26 protein-coding genes are annotated in these 23092 nt (G+C 56.3%); 14 read left to right on the top strand and 12 right to left on the bottom strand.

Features of this window, described 5'->3' with window-relative positions; translation table 11 throughout:
- Nucleotides 1-27 precede the first annotated feature (27 nt).
- On the bottom strand, nucleotides 28-1014 hold the full coding sequence (locus BCF46_RS01550) for an MBL fold metallo-hydrolase (RefSeq protein WP_121021048.1): 987 nt from the start codon (nucleotides 1012-1014) through the stop codon (nucleotides 28-30).
- 180 nt (nucleotides 1015-1194) lie between these two features.
- On the opposite strand from BCF46_RS01550, the gene BCF46_RS01545 reads away from it, so the two are divergent.
- The 5 genes from BCF46_RS01545 (at nucleotide 1195) to BCF46_RS01525 (ending at nucleotide 6198) form a co-directional block, all read left to right on the top strand.
- Nucleotides 1195-2436, top strand: a complete 1242-nt coding sequence (locus tag BCF46_RS01545) for an NAD(P)/FAD-dependent oxidoreductase (RefSeq protein WP_121021046.1) — start codon at nucleotides 1195-1197, stop codon at nucleotides 2434-2436.
- 69 nt (nucleotides 2437-2505) lie between these two features.
- Nucleotides 2506-3447, top strand: a complete 942-nt coding sequence (locus BCF46_RS01540) for a TRAP transporter substrate-binding protein (protein WP_121022229.1) — start codon at nucleotides 2506-2508, stop codon at nucleotides 3445-3447.
- Nucleotides 3448-3506: 59 nt separating this feature from the next.
- Nucleotides 3507-4220: a TRAP transporter small permease gene (locus BCF46_RS01535; RefSeq protein ID WP_121021044.1), complete on the top strand. Its 714-nt coding sequence runs from the start codon at nucleotides 3507-3509 to the stop codon at nucleotides 4218-4220.
- Nucleotides 4217-5518: a TRAP transporter large permease gene (locus BCF46_RS01530; RefSeq protein ID WP_121021042.1), complete on the top strand. Its 1302-nt coding sequence runs from the start codon at nucleotides 4217-4219 to the stop codon at nucleotides 5516-5518. Before BCF46_RS01535 ends, BCF46_RS01530 begins: the two co-directional genes overlap by 4 nt.
- Before the next feature lie 5 nt (nucleotides 5519-5523).
- Complete coding sequence (locus BCF46_RS01525) at nucleotides 5524-6198, top strand: aspartate/glutamate racemase family protein (RefSeq protein ID WP_121021040.1); 675 nt, start codon at nucleotides 5524-5526, stop codon at nucleotides 6196-6198.
- A gap of 42 nt (nucleotides 6199-6240) precedes the next feature.
- On the opposite strand, the gene BCF46_RS01520 is transcribed toward BCF46_RS01525, so the two are convergent.
- From BCF46_RS01520 to BCF46_RS20050, 4 genes are all read right to left on the bottom strand, one after another.
- Nucleotides 6241-7203, bottom strand: coding sequence for an alpha/beta fold hydrolase (locus BCF46_RS01520; protein ID WP_121021038.1), 963 nt, complete (start codon nucleotides 7201-7203; stop codon nucleotides 6241-6243).
- Between the two features lie 57 nt (nucleotides 7204-7260).
- A complete protein-coding gene (locus BCF46_RS01515) occupies nucleotides 7261-7866 on the bottom strand; it encodes a pyridoxamine 5'-phosphate oxidase family protein (RefSeq protein ID WP_121021036.1) in 606 nt (201 codons plus the stop codon).
- A gap of 9 nt (nucleotides 7867-7875) precedes the next feature.
- The gene (locus BCF46_RS01510) at nucleotides 7876-8349 is read right to left on the bottom strand and encodes a nuclear transport factor 2 family protein (protein ID WP_121021034.1); all 474 of its coding nucleotides are present in this window, start codon (nucleotides 8347-8349) and stop codon (nucleotides 7876-7878) included.
- A gap of 91 nt (nucleotides 8350-8440) precedes the next feature.
- Nucleotides 8441-8572, bottom strand: a complete 132-nt coding sequence (locus BCF46_RS20050) for a hypothetical protein (protein WP_281272077.1) — start codon at nucleotides 8570-8572, stop codon at nucleotides 8441-8443.
- A gap of 203 nt (nucleotides 8573-8775) precedes the next feature.
- Between BCF46_RS20050 and BCF46_RS01505 the strand changes: the two genes are divergently transcribed.
- Nucleotides 8776-9330 carry a TetR/AcrR family transcriptional regulator gene (locus BCF46_RS01505; RefSeq protein ID WP_121021032.1) on the top strand — a complete coding sequence of 185 codons (555 nt, stop codon included), beginning with the start codon at nucleotides 8776-8778 and terminating at the stop codon, nucleotides 9328-9330.
- Between the two features lie 123 nt (nucleotides 9331-9453).
- On the top strand, nucleotides 9454-10617 hold the full coding sequence (locus tag BCF46_RS01500; protein ID WP_121021030.1) for a phytanoyl-CoA dioxygenase family protein: 1164 nt from the start codon (nucleotides 9454-9456) through the stop codon (nucleotides 10615-10617).
- Here BCF46_RS01500 and BCF46_RS01495 read toward each other — a convergent pair.
- Nucleotides 10614-11510, bottom strand: coding sequence for a hydrogen peroxide-inducible genes activator (locus BCF46_RS01495; protein WP_121021028.1), 897 nt, complete (start codon nucleotides 11508-11510; stop codon nucleotides 10614-10616). The two genes, BCF46_RS01500 and BCF46_RS01495, sit on opposite strands and share 4 nt — an antisense overlap.
- Nucleotides 11511-11678: 168 nt before the next feature.
- Here BCF46_RS01495 and katG point away from each other — a divergent pair, with 168 nt between their 5' ends.
- Nucleotides 11679-13853 carry a catalase/peroxidase HPI gene (gene katG, locus BCF46_RS01490; RefSeq protein WP_121021025.1) on the top strand — a complete coding sequence of 725 codons (2175 nt, stop codon included), beginning with the start codon at nucleotides 11679-11681 and terminating at the stop codon, nucleotides 13851-13853.
- A 61-nt stretch (nucleotides 13854-13914) separates the two neighbouring features.
- Here katG and BCF46_RS01485 read toward each other — a convergent pair whose 3' ends face one another.
- Complete coding sequence (locus BCF46_RS01485; RefSeq protein WP_170157831.1) at nucleotides 13915-14769, bottom strand: universal stress protein; 855 nt, start codon at nucleotides 14767-14769, stop codon at nucleotides 13915-13917.
- A gap of 137 nt (nucleotides 14770-14906) precedes the next feature.
- Between BCF46_RS01485 and BCF46_RS01480 the strand changes: the two genes are divergently transcribed.
- Both BCF46_RS01480 and BCF46_RS01475 read left to right on the top strand, forming a co-directional pair.
- Nucleotides 14907-15857 carry a DnaJ C-terminal domain-containing protein gene (locus BCF46_RS01480; RefSeq protein ID WP_121021021.1) on the top strand — a complete coding sequence of 317 codons (951 nt, stop codon included), beginning with the start codon at nucleotides 14907-14909 and terminating at the stop codon, nucleotides 15855-15857.
- A gap of 3 nt (nucleotides 15858-15860) precedes the next feature.
- The gene (locus BCF46_RS01475) at nucleotides 15861-16172 is read left to right on the top strand and encodes a chaperone modulator CbpM (protein ID WP_121021019.1); all 312 of its coding nucleotides are present in this window, start codon (nucleotides 15861-15863) and stop codon (nucleotides 16170-16172) included.
- 8 nt (nucleotides 16173-16180) lie between these two features.
- Here BCF46_RS01475 and BCF46_RS01470 read toward each other — a convergent pair whose 3' ends face one another.
- Nucleotides 16181-16825 carry a DUF2238 domain-containing protein gene (locus BCF46_RS01470; RefSeq protein ID WP_245989691.1) on the bottom strand — a complete coding sequence of 215 codons (645 nt, stop codon included), beginning with the start codon at nucleotides 16823-16825 and terminating at the stop codon, nucleotides 16181-16183.
- Nucleotides 16826-16889: 64 nt separating this feature from the next.
- On the opposite strand from BCF46_RS01470, the gene BCF46_RS01465 reads away from it, so the two are divergent.
- Nucleotides 16890-17594: an endonuclease/exonuclease/phosphatase family protein gene (locus BCF46_RS01465; RefSeq protein WP_121021017.1), complete on the top strand. Its 705-nt coding sequence runs from the start codon at nucleotides 16890-16892 to the stop codon at nucleotides 17592-17594.
- On the opposite strand, the gene BCF46_RS01460 is transcribed toward BCF46_RS01465, so the two are convergent.
- Nucleotides 17591-18301 (bottom strand): VIT1/CCC1 transporter family protein, encoded by a 711-nt coding sequence (locus BCF46_RS01460; protein ID WP_121021015.1) that lies wholly within the window; start codon nucleotides 18299-18301, stop codon nucleotides 17591-17593. The genes BCF46_RS01465 and BCF46_RS01460 overlap by 4 nt on opposite strands.
- A gap of 124 nt (nucleotides 18302-18425) precedes the next feature.
- Between BCF46_RS01460 and BCF46_RS01455 the strand changes: the two genes are divergently transcribed.
- From BCF46_RS01455 to BCF46_RS01445, 3 genes are all read left to right on the top strand, one after another.
- The gene (locus BCF46_RS01455; RefSeq protein ID WP_121021013.1) at nucleotides 18426-18782 is read left to right on the top strand and encodes a phasin family protein; all 357 of its coding nucleotides are present in this window, start codon (nucleotides 18426-18428) and stop codon (nucleotides 18780-18782) included.
- A gap of 126 nt (nucleotides 18783-18908) precedes the next feature.
- On the top strand, nucleotides 18909-19250 hold the full coding sequence (locus BCF46_RS01450; protein WP_121021011.1) for a protein tyrosine phosphatase family protein: 342 nt from the start codon (nucleotides 18909-18911) through the stop codon (nucleotides 19248-19250).
- A 75-nt stretch (nucleotides 19251-19325) separates the two neighbouring features.
- A complete protein-coding gene (locus BCF46_RS01445; RefSeq protein WP_245989684.1) occupies nucleotides 19326-19748 on the top strand; it encodes a potassium channel family protein in 423 nt (140 codons plus the stop codon).
- Nucleotides 19749-19818: 70 nt separating this feature from the next.
- Here BCF46_RS01445 and BCF46_RS01440 read toward each other — a convergent pair whose 3' ends face one another.
- The 3 genes from BCF46_RS01440 to BCF46_RS01430 all read right to left on the bottom strand — a co-directional run bounded on the left by BCF46_RS01440 (nucleotide 19819) and on the right by BCF46_RS01430 (nucleotide 22989).
- A complete protein-coding gene (locus BCF46_RS01440; protein ID WP_121021009.1) occupies nucleotides 19819-21147 on the bottom strand; it encodes a TRAP transporter large permease in 1329 nt (442 codons plus the stop codon).
- Nucleotides 21147-21776 carry a TRAP transporter small permease subunit gene (locus BCF46_RS19895; RefSeq protein ID WP_121021007.1) on the bottom strand — a complete coding sequence of 210 codons (630 nt, stop codon included), beginning with the start codon at nucleotides 21774-21776 and terminating at the stop codon, nucleotides 21147-21149. The genes BCF46_RS01440 and BCF46_RS19895 overlap by 1 nt, the downstream gene beginning before the upstream one ends.
- A gap of 109 nt (nucleotides 21777-21885) precedes the next feature.
- Nucleotides 21886-22989: a TRAP transporter substrate-binding protein gene (locus BCF46_RS01430; RefSeq protein WP_121021005.1), complete on the bottom strand. Its 1104-nt coding sequence runs from the start codon at nucleotides 22987-22989 to the stop codon at nucleotides 21886-21888.
- Nucleotides 22990-23092 lie beyond the last annotated feature (103 nt).

Here is a 23092-nt window from a genome sequence, read left to right as displayed (position 1 = left end):
TGGTATCGGCGTGGATGTCGTTCTGGACTACTCCTCAGCGTGTACGTCGCCCGGGCCGAAAGCTGTAAACCGGTCCGGCGCGATTCCGGCTGCGGCGACGGACGTGCGCAGGAGGTCTTTCGGAGCCTCGCGCGCCTCATCTGTCAACTGGAAGGTACCCCAGTGAAACCCGAGTGCTTGCTGCGCGCCAACATCGTTAAAGATGCGTACCGACTCCTCTGGCGCGACGTGCTGGTCGGACATGAACCAGCGGGGTTCATAGGCCCCGATAGGGATCAATGCGATTTCCGGCGCACCATGGCGACGGCGGATGTCGTGGAATATCCTGCCATCTCCGTAACCCGTGTCGCCAGCAAACCAGATTTGCGCGGGCGGGCTGTGGATCCAAAAACCGCTCCAAAGCGCCATCCGCCGATCTTGGAAGCCACGAGACGACCAGTGGTTCGCTGGGGTCAAACTGACTGACACGTCAGGCGATAGCGCAACTCGGTCATTCCAGTCGGCGCACGCGATCCGCGCGGTCTTTACGCCTTTGCGGACCGTCGCATCGGTGCCAAGCGGCATCACCATTAACGGGTTATGTTTGGCCTCTAGGCGGCGAAGTGTTGCGACATCGAGGTGGTCATAGTGGTTGTGGCTGAGCAGAACCGCGTCGATTTGCGGCAGCTTGTCAAAGTCAATTCCGGGTGCGGTCACGCGCTTGGGGCCCAAGAAACTCAGCGGGCTTGCGCGATCGGACCACACAGGGTCGGTCAACAAATTCAGCCCTGCAACTTGGATCAACACCGATGCATGCCCGACCATCGTCAGGCGGGGCAATTTGCTGTGCGGGGGTGGTGTTGTCGGTGTTATAGGAACATTTTTAGGCCAGCGTGCTTTCGCCCGAACCCCTTCGCGTTGCCATCGCAGAAGGTCGCGCAGCGAACGGTCGGGTGACCGTTGGCCGGGGGAGTGGAACCGCGCGCCGTCGAAGTGATCACTCACGGGGCCGGAGTAGTAGCCGTTTCTTGGCATGCTTGTAGACCTATCGTTGAACTTTCGACCACATGGTCTTTTTCTTTAGTATCAGGAGGCGCACTCAAAGCGTATCCTTCAGTCCTGATATTCTTTTCTGAATATGATTGGCCTACCTCCGGCAAGCCTCTTGCAGAAGTGTGACAACAACTGTTCACCTGAAATGAAAAGGGGACCAACATGCGGATCATAGTGGCAGGCGCGGGGATCGTCGGTGTTTCCTGCGCGATCTGGCTGCAACGGGCGGGGCATGATGTCACGATCGTTGATCGCGCAGGGCCAGCCAGCGGTACAAGTCATGGCAACGCGGGTGTGCTGGCCGCTGGGGCGGTTGTTCCGGTCACAACTCCGGGATTGCTTGGTCGTGCACCCGGTATGTTGCTCAGCCGCGATGCACCGTTGTTTTTGAAATGGTCGTATCTGCCGAAACTCGTACCCTTTTTGTTGCGATATCTGGGTCATGCCACTGATGCCCATGTCGATCGTTACTCCAGGGCGATGTCGCAGCTTTTGCACGACACGGTTGATCAACATCGCGCACTGGCTCGCGGGACGTCGGCCGAAAAGTATATCGGGGCCGAGGATTATTGTTTTGGCTACGCAACCAAGGCCACGTTTGAAGCGGACGCTTATAGTTGGCAAAAACGCAAAGCCGCCGGGTGCGCGTTTGATGTCGTCGATGGGCTTACATATAGCAAAGAAGATCCTGCATTTGGCACGGTATTCGAAACGGTAGTGCGATGTCGAAATCATGGGCGTATTTCTGACCCCGGAAAATATGTGCAGGCGCTTGCAGATCATTTTGTCGACCAAGGTGGCAAGCTACAGATCGCCGAGATCACGGATATCGAGATGGAAAGGGCCGCCATCACAGCGCTGAAAACCACCGATGGGGATATGCACGCCGATCACATTGTCTTTGCGATGGGGCCTTGGTCGAAAGCGATCGCGCACAAGCTGGGCGTCACAGTCCCCTTCGAGAGCGAACGCGGCTATCACATCGAACTGATCAACGCATCGCCTATGCCGAAGAACCCGATGATGGTTGCAAGTGGTAAGTTTGTTCTGACGCCGATGGATGGTCGCCTACGGGCTGCCGGCGTTATCGAATTTGGCGGGCTTGAGAAGGGGCCAAGTCGCGGACCGTTTGAGTTGCTGCGTCGGCAGATCGAGCATTTACTGCCGGACTTGCGATATGACGACATCGTAGAATGGATGGGGCACCGGCCCGCACCTGCCGATAGTTTGCCCCTGATAGGGGCCAATGATCCCGACGGGCGCAGCTACAGCGCGTTTGGGCATCAGCACGTTGGCTTGACAGGTGGACCAAAAACAGGTCGGATCATCGCGGATTTGATCGACGGAAAAAAACCGAACATTGATTTGGCGCCATTTGATCCAAAAAAATACGTTGACCACTGAATGTGGCAGTCTGGGAGGACACTTATGACGACTTTTCTAAACACAACCTGCACGGCAATTGGTGTTGCGATGATCGCGACCGCCGCCGCTGCTGATGGACATGCACAAGCGTGGGACATGCCTATGGCCTATGCCGCCACCAACTTCCATTCGGAGCAAGGCGTGATCTTTGCGGACAAGGTGCGCGAATATACCGATGGCGCAATTGATATCACCGTCCACGCGGGCGGTTCGCTGTTTAATGGTGGCGACATCAAACGTGCGGTCCAAACAGGGCAAGTCCCGATTGGCGAGCGTTTTATGTCCGCGCATGCGAACGAGGCCCCACTTCTGGGCTGGGACAACCTGCCGTTTATTGCCACAACCTATGAGGACAACGAGCGACTTTGGCAGGCCGCGCGCGATACAGTGAACGCGCAGTTGGCGGATCTGAACCTCGTTGCGCTCTATACATGTCCATGGCCGGGGCAGGGCTTCTACTTCAACAAAGAAGTTAAGTCCTCGGCTGATACGCAGGGCATCAAGTTCCGGTCCTACAACTCGGCAACGGCGACCTTCGCGGAAGAGCTTGGGATGATCCCTGTCCAGATTGAAGCGGCCGAACTCAGCCAAGCTTTGGCGACAGGCGTTGCGTCGGCATTCATTTCGTCCGGCTCGACCGGCTACGACCGTAAGGTTTGGGAGCATCTCAGCCACTACTACAAAGTGAACGCATGGCTGCCGCGCAACTATGTTATGGTGAATACGCAAGTTTGGGACGGCCTTGATGTCGACACACAAACAGCAATTCAACGTGCCGCGGATGAAACTGGCGCAAGCTGTGCTGCGAAGTCGGCGGACCTTGCCAACTTCTACTTTGAAGAACTCGCCAAGAACGGCATGAAAGTCGAAGATGCTGGACCAGAGTTTCTGGCTGAGCTCGAAGCAATTGGCGCAAAGATGACTGCTGAATGGCTGGCAACGGCTGGTTCCGACGGTCAAGCGATCCTAGACGCTTACAACGCAAATTAAGCGTTGTTTAAGGGCCAGCCTGCCCAACAATGGCTGGCCCAATTCCAAAGGAACGATTTATGCGTGAATGGTCGCCTGTCTTGGGCTTGCCGCTGTGGGTCTGGCTGTTCGTCGTCCCCAGCGTAATTGCCGCTTTGTGCCTGATTTACGGCCCGCGATTGGAACGAGTGCTGCGTCCTGTGTGGCGTGTGCTTGATCGCGTGTATTTTGCTAGCGGAGCTATTGCGGCGGTGTTCATGGTCACAATCCTCGTCCTGATCGTGGCGCAAATGATTGCTCGGTGGACAGGTTTCGCTTTGCCGGGCACAACCGAATTTGCAGGCTATGCCATGGCTGCAACGTCGTTCTTCGCACTTAGCCACGCATTAACACGCGGCGCGCATATCCGCGTCTCGATTGTTCTCAATTCCACACGTTTCCTGAAGCGGTGGCTCGATGTTTTCGCCGTCTTTGGTGCGGCAGTCATAGCCACTTATTTCGCGCGCTATGCAATCAAGGCAAACATCTTTTCCGAGATGCTGAATGACCGCACACAAGGACAAGATCAGATTCCAGAATGGGTCGTAACGCTCTTTAGCCTTCCGGGCCGCGCATTTGGTGACTGGGGACAAGCTCTGTCTGAAAGCGGTGACGCTCTGGTCTATACGCCCGTTTGGATACCTCAATTGTCGATGTCCATCGGTACGGTTCTGTTGGCGGTCGCACTGTGGGATACGCTTTTCCGAATGCTGGTGACCGGCGTGAATCCCATCGTGTCGGAGGCTGTCGAATGACTGAAGCATACGCCACAATCGTTTTCCTGTTTGTTCTGTTTACGTTGCTGGGCTCGTCCATCTGGATTGGTCTTGCCCTGATGGGCGTCGCATGGGTGGGGATGGAATTGTTCACCACGCGTCCAGCCGGTGACGCGATGATCACGACGATCTGGACGGGTGCCAGCAGTTGGACCCTTACGGCACTTCCGCTGTTTATCTGGATGGGGGAAATCCTGTATCGAACGCGTCTATCGCAAGACATGTTCCGTGGCCTTGCGCCGTGGATGCGTTGGTTGCCGGGCGGTTTGCTGCATACCAACATTGCGGGCTGCACCATCTTTGCGGCGGTATCCGGCTCGTCTGCCGCGACGCTCACAACTGTTGGCAAGATGTCGATCCCAGAGCTGCGAAAGCGCGGCTACCCCGAGTATATGATCGTCGGCACGCTCGCAGGTGCTGCGACCTTGGGGTTGATGATCCCGCCTTCGCTCACCCTTATCGTTTATGGCGTTTCGATCAATGAAAGCATCATCAAGCTGTTCATGGCAGGAATATTTCCGGGCCTTGTCCTTGCTGCGTTGTTCATGTCGTACATCGTCTGCTGGCACTATCTGCGCCCCAATGAGCGCCCGCCACCAGAGCCTTCAATGAGTTTTGGTGAGATGATCGCCGAAAGCCGGTTCCTGATCCCGGTGCTGTTACTGGTGTTTGCGGTCATCGGGTCGATGTATTTCGGTTGGGCCACTGCAACCGAGGCCGCCGCCGTTGGCGTCCTTGGGTCGCTCACCCTAGCCGCGTTCCAAAAGTCTCTCACGACCGAGGCGTTTTTCGAAAGCCTTATGGGGGCAACCCGCACGTCGGCGATGATCGCGTTGATCTTGATGGGGGCCGCGTTCTTGTCCCTGTCCATGGGTTTCACGGGGCTGCCTCGGGCGCTCGCTGGCTGGATCGACGGTATGAAGCTGTCACCAATCGTGTTGATCGCAGCACTGACGCTGTTCTACATCGTGCTTGGCATGTTCCTTGACGGCATTTCGTCTGTGGTTCTGACCATGGCAATCGTTGAGCCGATGATCCGCCAAGCGGGCATCGACGTGATCTGGTTCGGTATCTTCATCGTCGTTGTGGTCGAGATGGCACAAGTGACCCCACCCATCGGGTTCAACCTGTTTGTGTTGCAAGGCATGACGCGGCACGAGATCGGATATATCTCCAAAACAGCTATCCCGATGGTTGGGCTGATGCTGTTGATGGTTGTTATTCTGGTCGCCTTCCCCGGGCTGGCGACATGGCTGCCTGAAAACATTCGCCAGTAGACGCTATGAACCCCGCAGTTACTGTTCTGCAACTCGACACCGCCTTTCCAAGAGTGCCGGGCGATGTGGCCTGTCCGGACACCTATCTTGAGGAGCTTCAGATTCTGTCGGTCAAAAATGCGACTGTTGAAAGGATCGTCAGCGACCGCCCGAACCAAGTTGATATAGCGCCGTTTGAGGCGGCACTAAAACAAGCAAACGGGCAGGTGGTCGTGACCTCGTGCGGCTTCCTGTCGTACTGGCAGGCCCATCTAGACAAGCAAACTGACAAGCCGTTTATCAGCTCAGCACTAACTTCATTGAGTCACCTCAGCGAGACCTACAAACCGGACGAAATTCTGATTCTGACTTTTGATGCGGCGCGACTGAACAAACTCCACTTCGGGCAATACGCGGACTATGCCACCGGTGTCGTTGGGCTACCCGCAGAGATGCATTTGCGAAAGGTCATCACCGAAAACCTGAGCCAACTTGATACCAACCGCGTGATCCAAGAACTCTCGGAGTTTATCGGCCTCAAGCAGCGGCCCCATCATAAACACCTGTTGCTAGAGTGTACGAACCTGCCACCCTACAAGGCGGCGCTCCAGACTGTCACTCAGCTTCCGGTCAGCGATATCCTCACCCAGATCGAAGCGGTCCGTGCAGGGACCATTCAACCGGCCTATCTGGTTTCTTAGCGTCGGCGTGGCGTGTCCAGACGCTCCCGGACACGCCTAGGGTCATTTGGTCGTACGTCCAAGGAAGTCGCGCATTTCAGCCGCAATAACCTCGCCATATTCTTCCAAGGCGAAATGGCCAGTGTCCAATAGGTGAAACTCAACGTCATCCAAGTCCCTTAGGTAGGGATGTGCACCGTCAGCAGGGAATATGTGGTCGTTCTTGCCCCAGACAATCAATGCTGGTGGTTGATGCTCGCGGAACAGGCTCTGCCATCTGGCGTATTCATCCACGTTGGTACCGTAATCAAGAAACATCTCTAGCTGGACTTCCTGATTGCCCGGACGGTCCAGCAGGTATTGCACATGCCAGTAGTTGTCGGGACTTACTTTGGAGACATCGCCAACGCCGTGGGTAAATTGCCAGACGGTAGCGTCCATTGTTAGAAACGCGCGCAACGCGTCGCCGTTTTCTGGTGATGCGTCGGCCCAGTAGGCTTTGATCGGATCCCAGAATTCACGCAGACCTTCATCATAGGCGTTGCCGTTTTGGATGATGAAACCTGTGACCCGCTCGGGTTGTTCGGCAAACATGCGGTAGCCAACGGGTGCGCCATAGTCCATCACGTAGACCGAGTAGTCATCGACGCCTTTGCCGTCGATCAGCTTGGTGACGATGTCTGCTGCGTTGGCAAAGCTGTAATCGTAGCTTGCGGCGTCCGGCATGTCCGAGGCTCCGAAACCTGGGTAGTCGGGTGCGATGACGTGATAGTCTTGCGCCAGTTCAGGGATCAGTTCCCGGAACATATGCGACGAGGTCGGAAAACCGTGCAGCAACAACACAGTCGGGTTGTCGGGGTTGCCTGCCTCTCGGTAGGCAATGTTCAATCCGTCGATTTCCATCTTGTCCAGTTTCACGGAAAAGGGGCTTTCGGCGGCGGATGCCTTCTGCGGTAGGGTTAAGGGGAGCAACGCAGTTCCGGTTAGAAGTGCCGCAGAGATCGTGCTGATTACTTCATTTCTCATAGTCAATTTCTTTCATTTAGACGGGTTGGGAAAACGCTGCCTTACGGCGGCTTGGGTTCAAGACGACTTGGGTGGCCGCGCCTGACTTTCGGTGAGGCCGGCGCGGAGGCGTAGGTTCTCCGCGCGCAGCGTGATGAGCTCTTCGCCGACTTGTTCGACTGTCAAACGGCGCGGGATGTGGCTAGGGCAATTCCAGTCGATTGCCTCGACAGTGATCTGGATCAGGTGTTCGGTGCCTTTCGGTAAAGTCGACCATGCAGCTGACGAAGGTTCGATCACGTCCACGCGCCCCCAAATTTTCAAACGCTCCGCCCGTGCGTAATCCATGATGATGAGCGATATTCGGTTGTCTTCAGTCAGGTTCCCAAGGCTGATATACTGACGGTTTCCGCGTAGATCCGCGTAAGTAATCGTATTGGTTCCAAGGACTTGCAAGAAGCCCGCAGGGCCGCCGCGGAATTGAACATAAGGCCAGCCGGTCTCAGAGACTGTCGCCTGATAGAAGCCGTCGCTTTTCTCAATGAAATTGCGCTCGCGTTCGCCCAGTTCACCTCCACCGACGCGTTCATCAGACAAGAATCTGGCATAGTTGCCCGCGCCGTGTTTGTCCTGCTGATCACGGACAGACGGCGTGAATGCGATGTCGGCAAATGCGTAAGCCATAGTGGCCTCCTAAAATCCTAGGGTTTCTAGTTCGGGATGGTCAGCGGGGCGGGGGCCAAGCGGCCAATGGAACAACCGATCCTGCGTTTTGATTTGTAGATCGTTGATCGAAGCGATCCGGCGGCACATTCGACCGTCTTCGCCGAACTGCCAGTTCTCGTTGCCCAGCGACCGGAACCAATGGCCGGTATCGTCATGCCATTCATAAGCAAAGCGCACGGCGATGCGGTTATCGGCGAATGTCCAAAGCGATTTGATCAGCCGGTAGTCGTGTTCCCGCTGCCATTTGCGTGACAGGAAGGCATTGATCTGAGCGTGGCCTTGGATGAATTCGGCGCGGTTTCTCCATTCGCTTTGCTCAGAATAGGCGGGTGTCACAACGTCAGGGTCGCGGGTGTTCCACGCATTTTCGGCGGCGCGCACCTTTAGAGTTGCGCTTTGCAACGTGAAGGGCGGAACAGGAGGGCGCGACAGGGCGGTCATCTCGTAGTCCTTTCGGGGTAGGGGCCTCCAACCGGCAAGCATGGGGAACCGGGCCGGTTGGAGGCAGTAGCGAAACGCGAGATTGGGGGGATCAGTCAGCGCTCCGCGACGCGGCGACAACGGGATCGGTGTCGGCCACATGGCTTGTGATTATTCGGACGTTGGTCAGGGCAGCGGCGCAGCCTTCCAAGCGCGGCGGTTGTGCGGAGGTCAGCGTTTTCATGGTGATCTCCAGGGTTAACAGTTCAGTAAATGTGTCTTTAAGGTGTACAGATCGGTAACTGTTTGCAAGCCCAAAATTTGATGCACATGATCACGACATGGACATTTTTCCTGCTGCCACGAGTTAACATGATATTATAATTGATTTTCTTGACTGATCGGGCGAGTTAAAATATTAACAGATCAGTTAATGTAGAGGGCGATATGAGCCAGAGTAAACGCGCAGAGTTGATTCGAAAATCATTGCTGCTGTTCTATCGAAACGGATTTCACGCCACTGGAATGGATTTGGTCGCCAAGGAAACCGGAGTCTCGAAAACCTCGATCTACAAACACTTCCGGACCAAGGAGGAGCTTATCCTCGCGGTGTTGCGTCTAAGGGACGAAAACTTTCGGAACTGGCTATATCGGCGCATGGAAGAGCTGGCGGACACGCCTAAAGGGCAATTGCTGTCGATGTTCGATGCCTTGGAGGAATGGTTCCTCGAAGACAATTTTCAGGGATGCATGTTCATCAAGGCAAGTGCAGAATTTCAAGACCGTGATCATGCCATCAACGCTCAAGCATATGCCCATAAGCTTTTGCTTGCCGATCACCTCGAAGAGCTGGTCCTACAGGCGCAGCTACCCGACGCCCGGAATTTGGCGCGACAATTGCTTATCCTGAAAGAAGGGGCAATCGTCGTTGCGGCGATGTCTCATACGGCGGCCTCCGCGAAGGAGGCCAAGTCCATCGCTGGCATGTTGTTGGCCGCCTAGGGGCCTTGATATCGCACTCACGCTCATAGGCCAGCATTGCGAAAACCACTCGACATTCAACGTCCGGCATTTAACTTTGAACGCGCGGGGACAGGCCTCGGAGATACGTTCGAAGGGGATAGAATGAAAGACCGCGCTTATTTCGAAGCAGGGGATTGCGATCTTGCGACGTTTGCAGAGATTACGACCCGAAAGCTCAAGCCGATGGACGTGCCTTTGGCGGCAGATATTAGCCTGAACGTGCCAATATACGACATGCAAACCCTACGCCCGTCCTTGGCGGACCCGGCACGGCGGCAGGCGCTGATGGGGGAATGGGCGCATGTGTTGGGGCAAAGTGCCGGGGCGCTGGTGTTGCGCGGGGCTTATAGTGTCACAACCCCTATCGACGCTGCCACCAAAGCCTATGAAACGATCATTGAACAGGAACGCGGACGCGCAGGTGGTGCAGATCACTTTGCCACTGCCGGTGCGAATGATCGGATTTGGAACTCTCTTCAAAAACTATGTGAAACGTCGCCGGAGACCTTTGCGCTTTATTTTGGAAATGACGCGATTGCTGCGGTATGCGAGGCGTGGCTGGGCGCCGGGTATCAGATGACTGCGCAGGTGAATCTTGTGCGACCCGGCGGGAAGGCGCAGACAGCGCATCGCGACTATCATCTTGGATTTCAAACCGAAGAGGTCGCCAAACGCTTTCCGGCCCATATTCATGACCTCTCGGCGGCGATGACCTTGCAGGGGGCGATTGCCCATTGCGACATGCCACTGGAAAGCGGGCCGACGAAGTTGTTGCCGTTTTCGCAGCTGTTCCGTCCGGGCTATCTGGCCTATCGCCACCCAGAGTTTGCGGAGTATTTTGAGGCGAATTACATCCAACTGCCGCTGGCGAAGGGGGATGCCCTATTTTTTAACCCCGCGTTGTTCCATGGCGCAGGCGAGAACCGGAGCGCTGATATCCACCGCATGGCGAACCTGTTGCAGATATCTTCGCCTTTTGGCCGTGCCATGGAAGTCATCGACCGGGACGGAATGTGCCGCAAGCTTTACCCTGTGGTGCAGCGGTTGATGGCGGACGGAAGATTGGATGAGGCGCGCAAACGTGCGGCCATAGCAGCCAGCGCGGAGGGGTATTCCTTTCCCACCAACCTTGATACCGATCCACCAGTCGGTGGGCTTGCACCAGAAACGCAGGCGGCTCTATTTGAGCGGGCGTTGGCTGAGAGCATGACGCCGGAACAGTTCATGACGGCGTTGGATGCACATGGTGCGCGTCGGCACGCCTAAGCCTTGCCAATGCCAATTTCACGGAACAATCCTGCGATGCCGGTTAGATGCGTGGCCAACGGGTTGGTGTTGCGCCACACCATCCCGACTGTGCGCGACGGTTGCGGTTTGGGCAAACGCGCAACCGAAACCGCGGCGGAGCGCGTCTCAATCATGACCGCCATTTCAGGGATCAGTGTAACGCCAATCCCGGCCCCCACCATCTGCACCAATGTCGAAAGCGAGCTGGCTTCCATCAGGTCGCGGGGCAGGGACGACGACAGGTTGCAATAGGATATCGCCTGATCGCGGAAGCAATGGCCTTCTTCCAAGAGCAACAGTCGCATTTCGCGCAGCATGTCAGAGCTTGGGACTGGTTTTTTGGCATCTTCCAGCGGGCGGACGAGGACGAAATCCTCGTCGAATAATGCCACTTCGGTCAGCGATGGTTCCGAGACGGGCAGCGCCACGATGGCTGCATCAAGACGCCCATCCAGCAGGTCGTCGATCAGCGTTTGCGTCACTGCTTCGCGAGGATGTGGATCAAGGTCAGGGTGGTTTTGCGACAGGCTTTTGACAAAGGCGGGGAGCAAATACGGTGCTATGGTCGGAATGATGCCAATGCGAAACGGGCCGGACAGATCGTCTTGAGATGCGCGGGCAAGGTCGGTTAACTCGTCTACGGACCGTAAAACCTCGCGCGCGCGGGCGGCGAAGTCCTCGCCCAGACGGGTCAGGCGTATCTTGCGTGCACCACGTTCGACCAAGGGGGCACCCAGAATGCGCTCCAACTCCTTCATTTGCACCGATAAGGCTGGTTGTGAAATCGAGCACACATCCGCTGCCCGGCCAAAATGGCCGTGCTGGGCAAGCGCTTCGAAGTACCGGAGGTGTTTTAGGGTAATCTGATTCATAATTAGAAACTATAGATGTGATTAGAAAATACAAATTTTAACTATGGCATTTTGAGCTTATAATTGTCGCTGATGAATAGGGGTTCTTGGAGGATTCTGTGTCGGATCGCAGATCAGATATGGATCACTTCTACGCACCGGATTTTGATAAAGTTAGCGGAGAGTATTATGGACGGAAATAAGGTTAGCGGCGCGGGCGGATGCCCTGTGATGCATGGCTCGCATACCGATATGGAAGCGTCGGTGATGGATTGGTGGCCGAAGGCGCTAAATCTGGACATTCTGCATCAGCACGATGCCAAGACCAACCCGATGGGTGACGGCTTCAACTATCGTGAGGTGGTGAAAACCCTCGATTTCGATGCGCTCAAGAAAGATGTCCACGCGTTGATGACCGATAGTCAGGACTGGTGGCCGGCTGACTGGGGCCATTATGGCGGCTTGATGATCCGTATGGCATGGCACTCCGCTGGTACTTACCGGCTGGCCGATGGTCGCGGCGGTGGTAATACCGGAAACCTGCGGTTCGCGCCGCTGAACTCTTGGCCTGATAACGTCAACCTTGATAAGGCGCGACGTTTACTTTGGCCTATCAAAAAGAAGTACGGCAACAAAATCAGCTGGGCTGACCTGATCATTCTGGCGGGTACTGTGGCTTATGAATCGATGGGGTTAAAAACCTATGGTTTCGCCTATGGCCGCGAAGATATCTGGGCACCAGAGAAAGACGTGTACTGGGGCGCAGAGAAAGAATGGCTGGCACCTAGCGATGCGCGCTATGACAATGTCGACGATCCCTCGACCATGGAAAACCCGCTGGCCGCTGTCCAGATGGGATTGATCTATGTGAACCCCGAGGGCGTGAACGGCCAGTCCGATCCGCTGAAGACCGCGTTGCAAGTGCGCGAGACCTTTGCGCGTATGGCAATGGATGATGAAGAAACTGTCGCACTGGCAGCGGGTGGTCACACTGTCGGCAAATGTCACGGGAACGGCGACGCCGGCCTGGTAGGCGAAGCGCCCGAGGGTGCTGGACCAGAAGAACAAGGGCTTGGTTGGAGCAACCCGACCGGGACAGGCGTTGGTGGCGACACCGTGTCGAGCGGCCTTGAAGGCGCTTGGACGACTAACCCGACACAGTGGGACAATGGCTATTTCTACCTGCTGTTCACCTACGACTGGGCACTGACGAAAAGCCCGGCTGGTGCGAACCAGTGGGAGCCGATCAACATCAAAGAAGAAGACAAACCTGTCGACTCTGCCGATCCGTCCGTGCGCCGCAACCCGCTCATGACCGACGCCGACATGGCGATGAAAATGGACCCGATCTACCGCGAGATTTCCGAGCGGTTTTATAAAGATCCCGCTTACTTCTCAGAGGTATTCGCGCGGGCTTGGTTTAAACTGACTCACCGCGATATGGGGCCGAACGTCCGTTATCTTGGGCCAGATGCGCCGAAGGAAGAGTTGATCTGGCAGGACCCTATCCCTGCGGGCAACACAGGCTATGACGTTGACGCGGTGAAAGCGAAAATCGCCCAAAGCGGCCTGTCGGTGAGTGACATGGTCTCTACCGCTTGGGACAGCGCGCGGACCTATCGCGGGTCCGACCTGCGCGGCGGTGCGAACGGTGCCCGTATCCGTCTAGCGCCGCAAAAAGATTGGGAAGGCAACGAACCTGATCGTCAGGCCCGTGTGTTGGGTGTGCTGGACGGCATTGCGTCCGACTCCGGGGCAAGCGTCGCCGATGTGATCGTGTTGGCGGGTAATCTGGGCGTGGAACAAGCAGCCAAGGCTGCAGGCTTCGACGTCTCGGTACCTTTCGCTGCGGGCCGTGGTGATGCGACCGACGAGATGACCGACGCCGCATCCTTTGATGTGTTGGAGCCGATCCACGATGCCTACCGTAACTGGCTGAAGAAAGACTACGCTGTCGGCGCTGAGGAACTGATGCTTGACCGTACACAGTTGATGGGGCTGACCGCGCATGAAATGACCGCGCTAATTGGCGGGATGCGTGTCATGGGCACCAACCACGGCGGCACTAAGCATGGTGTATTCACTGACCGCGAGGGGGCTTTGACGACTGATTTCTTCGTCAACCTGACCGACATGGGGAACACGTGGAAGCCGACAGCGAACAACCTGTATGAAATCCGTGACCGCAAGACTGACAAGGTCAAGTGGACAGCAACACGGGTTGATCTGGTCTTCGGGTCCAACTCGGTGCTGCGTGCCTACGCAGAGGTGTACGCGCAGGATGACAATGCGCAGAAGTTTGTAAACGACTTCGTCGCCGCATGGGCCAAGATGATGAACGCGGATCGGTTTGATCTAGCCTAACAGAAAACCCCGCGCGGCGTTTTGCTGCGCGGGGACACTTACGGCTACGCTGTATAGATGCTTAATGCGCCATGAAAACGGGCATGTCGGCTTGCTCTGACAGGCTGGCCGTTGTGCCGCCAAACAGGTCTTCACGCAATCTCGACCGACCGTAGGCACCAGCCACCACCAAGTCTGCGCCGATCTCCTCGGCACGCTGCAAAATGCAGGTCGCGATTTCCTTGCCGCCGCTTGGTTGCTGCTCAACTGTGACGTTGCAACCGTGACGGGTCAGCCATTTGCCAACATCCGAGCCCGGGTTTTCACCGTCGGCCATCTTGCTCATAACGGGGTCAAAACAGGCGACGGTGATGGCTTTAGATCGTTTCAACAATGGTAGCGCCTGTTTGACCGCACGCGCAGCGGGCAGGCTGGTATTCCAAGCAACCAAGACATTCTTCGCGGACAGTGCTTTTGTGCCTGCCACATCATTGATGACAACCGGGGCTGCGGCGTTAAACAATAGTCCGTGAAGGACATTCTTGAACGTGTGAGGATCGTCCCGCAAGCCGTTGCAGATGAAAGATAAGTCGCATATCTTGGCGCGCCACGCTACTAGGTCGGCCAAGCCCGTAGGTTCGGCATAAGCGGACGTTACGTCGCCTGACAATCCTTCCTTGGCCAGCATGTCCTCGATCTCGTCTAGCTTGGCCTTCAGGTTGGTATTTGTTTCCTGAACCGATTGTTGCCACGTATCAGGCACTACGGGGGCACCATATGGCAGCATGCCGACGCCGTAGTTGGGGAATTGGGGTATGGCACCCACGGCCAGATATGCCAGATGAATATCTAGCTTACGGGCCACTTCGGCGACGGGTGAAAGCGCGTCATTTGGGCAATTTGCACCGATGACAGTCAGAATAGTTGCGTTTTTCATGTCATGAACCTCATCACTGTTTTGACGATTATAACAAATGCTTCGAGAATGTGGCTTGAGGTACCTCAATACATACACGGTAAATTCATGGTATCTTTGCATGCAAAAGGACTATTCAGCCGGAGTATCCTGCAATCATGGACTACAAAGACTACTACAAAACGCTGGGCGTAGATCGAACCGCGACGCAAGACGAGATTAAGAAAGCCTACCGTAAACTAGCGCGAAAATACCACCCGGATGTGAACTCTGATGGTGGCGCGGACGCCAGGTTCAAAGAGGCAGGCGAGGCCTTTGCCGTCTTGGGCGACGCGGAGAAACGGGCCGCCTATGACGAACTTGGAGCAGAGCCGCAAAGGGGCGGGCAGGGCTTCCGACCGCCTCCGAATTGGGAGCAAAGCCACCAGTTCTCTGACCCACCGCAGGGTGCTGGTGGTCCAGATGATGCAGCCTTTAGTGATTTCTTTGAGAACCTGTTCCGGTCCGGATCGCGGGCCGAAGGGCAGTCATCGCGTATGCAGGCTGCGGGTCGCGATCAGCACGCCCGCGTGACCCTAGATATTGGCGACGCGTTCAATGGTGCAAGCCGCGTCTTGACGATGCGGGTGCCGGAAATGGACGACGCAGGGCGGCTGGTGCTGAAAGATCGCAGCGTTTCTGTTAAAATCCCCAAGGGTGTTCGCGAGGGCCAGCATATCCGCTTGAAGGGCAAGGGTTCCCCGGGAATGGGCGGCGGGCCTGCGGGCGATTTGTTCCTTGAAGTCGCATTCGCTCCGCATCCGACCTACCGCATCGACGGGCGCGATATCTATGTCGATCTGCCGGTGGCCCCGTGGGAGGCCGCGTTGGGTGGCAAAGTCGTGATGCCAACTCCGGGCGGCGAAGTGGGGATCACCATTCCCAAGAACGCCCGCGCCGGCCAAAAACTGCGCCTCAAAGGGCGAGGGCTGCCGGGCAAGTCGGCTGGCGATCTTTATGCGGTTCTGAAGATTGTTAATCCGCCTGCCACAACCGACGCGGGACGGACGCTCTATGAGCAAATGGCAAAAGAAATGAGTTTTGACCCGCGCAAGAACATGGAGACCTAGACCATGAAGAAAGCTAAAACACCTACCGATGAAGATCACCTGATGGAGGAGCTGACCCTGCACGAGCTGTGCCGCTTTTGCGATGCGGATAAGGCTTGGGTGGTAGAACTGATTGAGCACGGCGTTGTAGAGCCGCATGGCACGGGCGAGGCCGAATATAGCTTCGGCCAGATCAGCGTTTTGCGTGCCAGGAAAGCGCGCAGACTGGAACGTGACCTTGGTATCAACATGCCGGGGATTGCGTTGGCGTTGGACCTGCTCGAAGAACGCGACCATCTGCGCCGCCTGCTGGGACGCTTTGGCTTGGCGTCTTAATACGCGATCTATTTGCGCAGCTTGTCGCGTGATTTCAGGTACAGCCTGTGGTTAAGGGCGATAAACTGGCGGATGGGCTGGGCCAACAGCCCTCTATCGGATCCTGCCAGATAGAGGTATCCGGCCAAAGATCCGAGTGCGCCGCCAATGGCATCGACGATCAAGTCACCCATGGTGTCATCGAGGCCCGTTTTCTGCATGTTCAATCCGAACACGCTATCCATTCCGAACTCGAACACCTCCCAAAGCGCGCCTGTGGTCATGGCGATCGAGAATGCGATTAGTGCGAGCGCCCAATGGGGGGCTGCGAACCTGTCACCTTCGAACAGCATAAAGGCGAACAGGAAACCGGTGAGGCCAAACCCGACTGCCGAGCTGGCGTGGAGGGCGATATCCCACCACCAGAAACGCTCGTAAAAGTCGAACGCCTCACCAAGGAAGACGGTGGCAAAGAGGAACATCGTTATTGCCACAACAAAAGGGACAGGCAGGGCGATTTTGAACCTAGAGGCCAGCAGGTCGGGGGCAAGAGACAACCCGAATGTCGCCAATGCCACGAAAGCCGTGGAATAGCGCCCCAATAGCAAAGCAATTAGGGACACGGCCAGCAGTAACCCCCAAAGGGTCAGCATCAAGGGGCTTTGGTTTTTCAAGTTTAGCGGCAAGCTCGGACCCTCCTTCCTTCAAAGGTGGGGCTTGTGTCCCTATCTATCAACCATGAACCGTTCCAAATCAGTCGTGGCGCTCCGCGTTGCCAGCTACAACATCCGCAAAGCCCGTGGCCTTGATCAGCGACGTGATCCCATGCGGGTGCTTAACGTGATCAATGGGCTAGAGGCGGATGTCGTGGCCCTACAAGAAGCCGACCTGCGGCTTGGTGCGCGGCCTGCCGCGATTGCGCGTGACATGATCGCGCGCGAAACGGATTTTGAAGTTGCCCCGGTTGCCCGCAATGATGTGGCACTTGGTTGGCATGGCAATGCCGTGCTGGTGCGCAAGGGGATGTCGGTGGGCAATGTCGCACATCTTGATCTGCCCGGATTGGAACCGCGCGGCGCCGTGCGTCTGACCGTGGGCGGCCCGTTTGAGGTGGATCTTATCGCAGCACATCTTGGCCTGATCCGGCGGCATCGAGTGCAACAATTCGAGTCTATTCTACGCCAAGTGGAACATGACCGTCCCACGGTGCTGATCGGGGATTTCAACGAATGGTCGACCCGTCGCGGAATGGAGCCACTGGCTGGGCGCTTTGAAGTTCACATACCGGGCCAGTCCTTTCACGCGCGTCGCCAGATTGCTTCGCTGGACCGTATCGCTTTGAGCAAAGGGCTGGAGCTGCGTCATGCCGGCGTCGAGGAGGGGCCGCTGGCGCGCCGCGCGTCGGACCATCTTCCCATCTGGGGTGACATTGCACCAGCTTAGGCGTGGAACATCGTACCGACCACATAAGCAATCGCTGCCGCGGTCGAGCCAATGGCGAGTGTTTCCAACCCCGACCGCCACCATGGCGCCAGCGACCAGCGGCTTTTGCCTGTACCAATAGTGAAGAACACCAACGCGGTGGCGCAGGTGGCAATCAAAAATGGATCGGAGAGCCCTAACAAAAACGGCAGCAGTGGCACGATACCTGCAACCAGAAACGCAAGAAATGTCGCGATCGCCGCCGCCATCGGCGCAGGGGGCGTAGGCGACAGGCCGTACTCGTCAGTGAGCATGATATCGACCCATTTGTTTGAGTCGCTCGCGATAGCATCGGTTGCGTCTTCCAACAGTGTACCACTGAGACCTTTCAGCTCAAGAATCTGGCGCAATTCCTCGCGCTCACCTTCCGGGTAGTCCTTGATATGACGATGCTCGGTCGCGCTCAGACGGTTGCGGTCGTCAAGGTCTGCCTTGGTTCCAGAATAGTTTCCGGCTGCCATGGAGAACCCGTCTGCCAGAACATTGGCGATGCCCAAGGCGATGATAATTGTCGGTGACAGACCAGCGCCCTGAACTCCGGCCACAATGGCAAAGGTGGTCACCGCGCCATCAATCCCGCCATAGATCATGTCGCGCAGATGCGAGCCTTGTCCCTCGCCTGAAATCCGTTTGGCGATCTCCGCCTTGCTGTGTCCATGGTCCTGCATCGGCAAGTTTCCTCCTATAAACTTACCATGGCGGGCTGAGGGAACACGTACCTTGACCAGTATCAAGGAGGGGCGCGTATAGTTGTGAGATAGTGCTGATATTACCCAATCAGGAGAAACCACCATGGCTGCCAAAACTACAACGACGTCTAAATCCGCAACCAACAACCCCGCACTTGCCGCGATCCGCGATATGCAAGGCGCTGGCTTCGCTTCCGCGTCCACCATGGGTACCGCATGGCTTGAGGCGATGAGCGACCTTGGCTCAGAAGTGCTGAGCTTTGTGGCCGAGCGTGTAAAAGAAGACTTGAAGACCCAGCACCAGATCATGCACGCCAAATCCTTGACGGAGGTTCAACATATCCAAGCGGAGTTCGTGCAAAAAGCGGTGGATCAATACTCTGCCGAGACGGGCAAACTGGTCGAGCTTGGTAAGGTTGTCGTTGCAAAGATGCCTGCGGCCAAGATCATGCCGGACTAGGCGCCGAGGTCTAATCCCTCTTTTGGTTTTTGACATAGATTAAGGACCGTCCGGACGCATGCCGCTAGCAAAGAGCAGACGCAACGCCTTGCGGGACCCCCCGCACCCCAAGCGGAGGACTATTCGATGATCAAGACCAAAAAGGTAACACCAGAGATTAGCGTGAGCGCGCAACCATCGCCTAAAGATTTGGCGTTGATCCATACACTTGGCTTCAAGTCGATTGTCAGCAATCGCCCCGATGGCGAGGCAATCGACCAAAGCCTGTATGAAGAGATGCGCCAAGCCGCAATTTACGCAGGGCTGGAGGCTGCATATTTGCCAATTGAGGAAAGCGGTCCGACAGGGGAAGACGTCGAGAAAATGGCCGATTTACTCAAAGCGCTGCCGACTCCGATCCTTGCCTATTGCGAAACAGGCGCGCGCTGCGAGGCGTTGGTCATTGCCCTGATGGCGAAAGAGGCCTGATTTTGCGCGGTTGTAATTTCTTGGAAGAGTGGTGATTGACTTGATCCGTCTACCAAGCGCGGGGAGATCCCTACGGTGATAAAAGCACTGTTCGTGGGGTCGGTCGTCATCGTGATTACCATGCTTGCAGCTGCGTGGATGTTTGAGATCGCGGGGCGCGCGTTGCGCCGCGTCGACGTCTTGTTGCAGCGAAAAAGCCGTGCGGTGCAAACTCTTGCCGTACTGGTGATTGCGCTGTTCTGGATATTGCTGGTGCTGACGTTGTCTATTTGGGGATGGGCGGGTGTCTATCTTTATATCGGCTTGTTTGACCGGTTAGAAACGGCACTCTATTTCGCCATCGTATCCTTCACCACTGTAGGGTACGGCGACGTTGTAATTGACGAGAACTGGCGCTTGCTGGCGGGCATGACCGCAACCAACGGGCTTTTGGTTTTCGGATTATTCACCGCGTTTCTTGTCGAAATTTTGGATGTCGTCCGGTTTCGCCAACGCTAGAAATTTACCACCGGAACGAAAAAGGGGCGTGCCAGTTTTCGTGGCACGCCCCTTTCGAAAACTCTCAGACCTAGTTGCTGTACATATAGACCGGCAACCAAGTTGCGATTGCGGGGAAGGCGAAGACCATGGCCAGCCCAATCAACTGGATAACCATGAACTGCATCATGCCCAGATAGATGTCCTTGAGGTCCCATTCCGGCACCACACCCTTAAGGAAGTAGGCCGATAATGCCACCGGCGGACTGAGCCATGCGGTTTGCAGACAGACCGCCACGAGAATGGCGAACCATAGCATATCAACTTCCAGCTCCAGCAGCACGGGTGCAAGGATCGGCAGGATGATCAGCACGATCGGCACCCATTCCAACGGCCAGCCCAAGACGAAGACCAACGCGAGGATCAAGATGACCACCATGGAGGTTGAGACGTCGAGGTTCAGCAACAACTCGGTGATCATTGTCGGCGTGCCCAACCGCGAGAAAACCGCGCCAAAGAAGTTGGACGCCGCAACAAGGAACAGGATTAGCACAGAGATTTCCAAGGTCTTGATCAAGGCATCGTAGAAACCACCGATTGAGAACTTGCGGTAGCCGATTGCCAGCAGGATAGATCCAAAAGCCCCCATGCCGGCACCTTCGGTAGGTGTGGCCAAGCCGAACAAAATTGAGCCCAATGCGAAAGCGATCAAGATGGTGGGCGGAACAAAGCCCAGCAGAAGTTCCTTGAAGATTTTGCCCTTGTCCGGCTCGATCATCTCTTCGGGCAGTGGGGGGCCAAGCTTTGGATTAATCCAGCATCGACCGACCGCGTAGAGCACATAAAGTGCTGCCATCATGACACCGGGGATAATCGCGGCGGCGAATAAGTCGGTGACCGGGATTTCCAGTACCGGGCCCATAACAACAAGCATGATCGACGGCGGGATCAGAATTCCCAATGTGCCGCCTGCTGTGATTGTCCCTGCGGCCAGCCGCACGTCGTAGCCGGAGCGGTTCATCGTCTTGGCCGCCATGATGCCCAGAATGGTCACCGAGGCCCCTACGATACCGGTCGCGGCACCGAAGACCACCGACACGAACAGCACCGCGATGTAGAGCGAGCCTTTCATGCGAGCCAACATCATCTGGATGGCCGCGAATAGTCGCTCCATCAGGCCCGCTTTTTCCATCATGAATCCCATGAAGACGAATAGCGGGACAGCCGCGAGGGTCTGCTCCATCATCGAGTTGTAGAATTGTAGTGTCATCAGGAAGATGGTCAGCTTCACGCCAAAGCCCCACGCGCCGAAGACGACACCGAGGAAGATCAGGGTGAAGGAGATTGGGAAGCCAATGAAGATCGCGAACAGCATCGCCCCGATCATGAACAGGCCGATTATTTCGTTTGAGAATTCCATCAGACCGGCCACTTTCCGCGCGTCGCGGCGTACCACGATTTCAAAATTTCAGAGATGCCTTGGATACACAGGAAGAAGACCCCTGTGGTCAGCGCAATTTTTACCGGCCACACGATAGGGGCCCATGTGCTGTCGCCCGCACGCTCGCCCTGAATGAAGGATTTCAACGAGAAGTCGTATCCGGCTTTCAGGAAGAACAGCATCGAGGGCATGAACAGCACGATATAGAGGATCAGGTCGACGCGGCCTTGCGTGCGCTCGGAGAAGCCGCGGTAAAGGAAGTCGGCGCGGATATGCAGCCCGCGCATCAGCGCGTAAGCGGCCCCCAGCATGAAGGACACGCCGTAGAGGATGCGGGATAGGTCATAGGCCCATAGGGTCGGTGAGGTGAAGAAGCTGCGCGCGACGACCTCGTAAAACATCCCGAAGATAATCGGCACGACAAGCAGGCAGGCGATCCGACCTTGCCAATTGGAGAAATTGTCGATGGCGTAAATTGCCTTGCGGGCAAGGGGGTGCATGTCGTCGGGCAGCTCTTTGCCCACGGCACCACCTGCATCTGCAAGAAGCTCGTCGCCGACATTCTCGTATTCCGAGAAGTCGATCTTGTCTTGATCTTCGTTGATCATGGGGAATGTCCCTAATTGGCGAAAAAGTGCCCCGGATATTTTGTCTTGGGGTCGGTATTATGTCCTGCCCGCATCCGAGAACGCGGGCAGGGAGGTTAAGCGCTATGGCCTATTTCTCAGCGGCCAGCTCGGCTGCGTATGCGCGGCCCAAGTTGGCGTTAGAGGTTTGCGCACCGGCCCAGAACGGGATTGCGGTCCGTGCGAAGTCCTTTTGGGACTGCCACACTTCGGCAAAAAATTCGTTCTCGGAGGCGTTGGTTTCCAGTGCTTTCGCAGCGGCTGCCATGTACTCGGTGAAGTAGTCAGCAGGGGTGTCGTGCAAGATGACGCCGTCTTCGTTGATTAACTTGTCCAGCGCTTTGCCGTTTTCCCAGATACGGTAGGCATAGGTCTTCATCAAAGACGCGTTGGCTGCGACTTCAATGGCCTTTTGCTGGCTGGGTGTCAGCCCGTTGAAGACATCGCCGTTGAAGTAAACGTCGCCGTTCACGACCACTTGGTGCAAGCCCTGCAGGTAGTAGTGCTTCAGGACTTTCTGGAAACCGAACACTGAGTCAGGCTTCGGGCAGCACCATTCGGCCGCGTCGATTGTGCCTTTTTCCAACGCTGGCAGGATGTCCCCGCCGCCCATGGCTACCGAGGCTACGCCAATGTCTTTATAGGTTTGGCCCGGGATGCCCGGAGGTGTCCGGAAGCGATATTTACGGAAATCGGCCATGGTCTCGATCGGTTCTTTGAACCAGCCAAGTGCCTCCGGTCCGGCAGGTTGGACCATGAAGCCTTTGACGTTCATGCCCATTTCATCCCAAAGCTGGTCATACAGCTCTTTGCCACCAGCGTTCATGAACCAAGACATGAAGGCGAAGTTGTCCATGCCAACACCGGCACCAGCAACTGGAGAACCGAACAGCATTGCGGCAGGGTGTTTGCCCGACCAATAGTGGGTCCACGCAAAGCCCGCATCGACAAGGCCGGCGTCGACGGCGTCGAGTGTCTCCTGAACACCTACAACCGCGCCAGTTGGCAGGATCTCAATATTCAGTTCTCCGCCGGTGAGGTCTCTGACGTCATCTGCGAATGATTTAAGCATCACCATTTCGTCGGCAGAGCCCGGCGTAACGGATTGCAGTTTCAAGGTGGTCTCGGCAAGTGTGGCCGAGGCCAGCATCGACAAGCCAAGTGCGCCTGCCGTGATGGTTTTTAAGTTCAACATAAGGTCCTCCCTTAAGGTCCAAGCCTTCAGTTTAGTGTTTGGCGATCTGGGGAAGGCATCCCAAACCGCTTTTTCTTCAACGGGTCACCGCGCTCCTCCTCCA

This window comes from Litoreibacter meonggei (genome assembly GCF_003663885.1).
Classification (GTDB): Bacteria; Pseudomonadota; Alphaproteobacteria; order Rhodobacterales; family Rhodobacteraceae; genus Litoreibacter; species Litoreibacter meonggei.
Note: the sequence above shows the minus strand (reverse complement) of the source record. Positions and strands in the feature narration are given on the sequence as shown.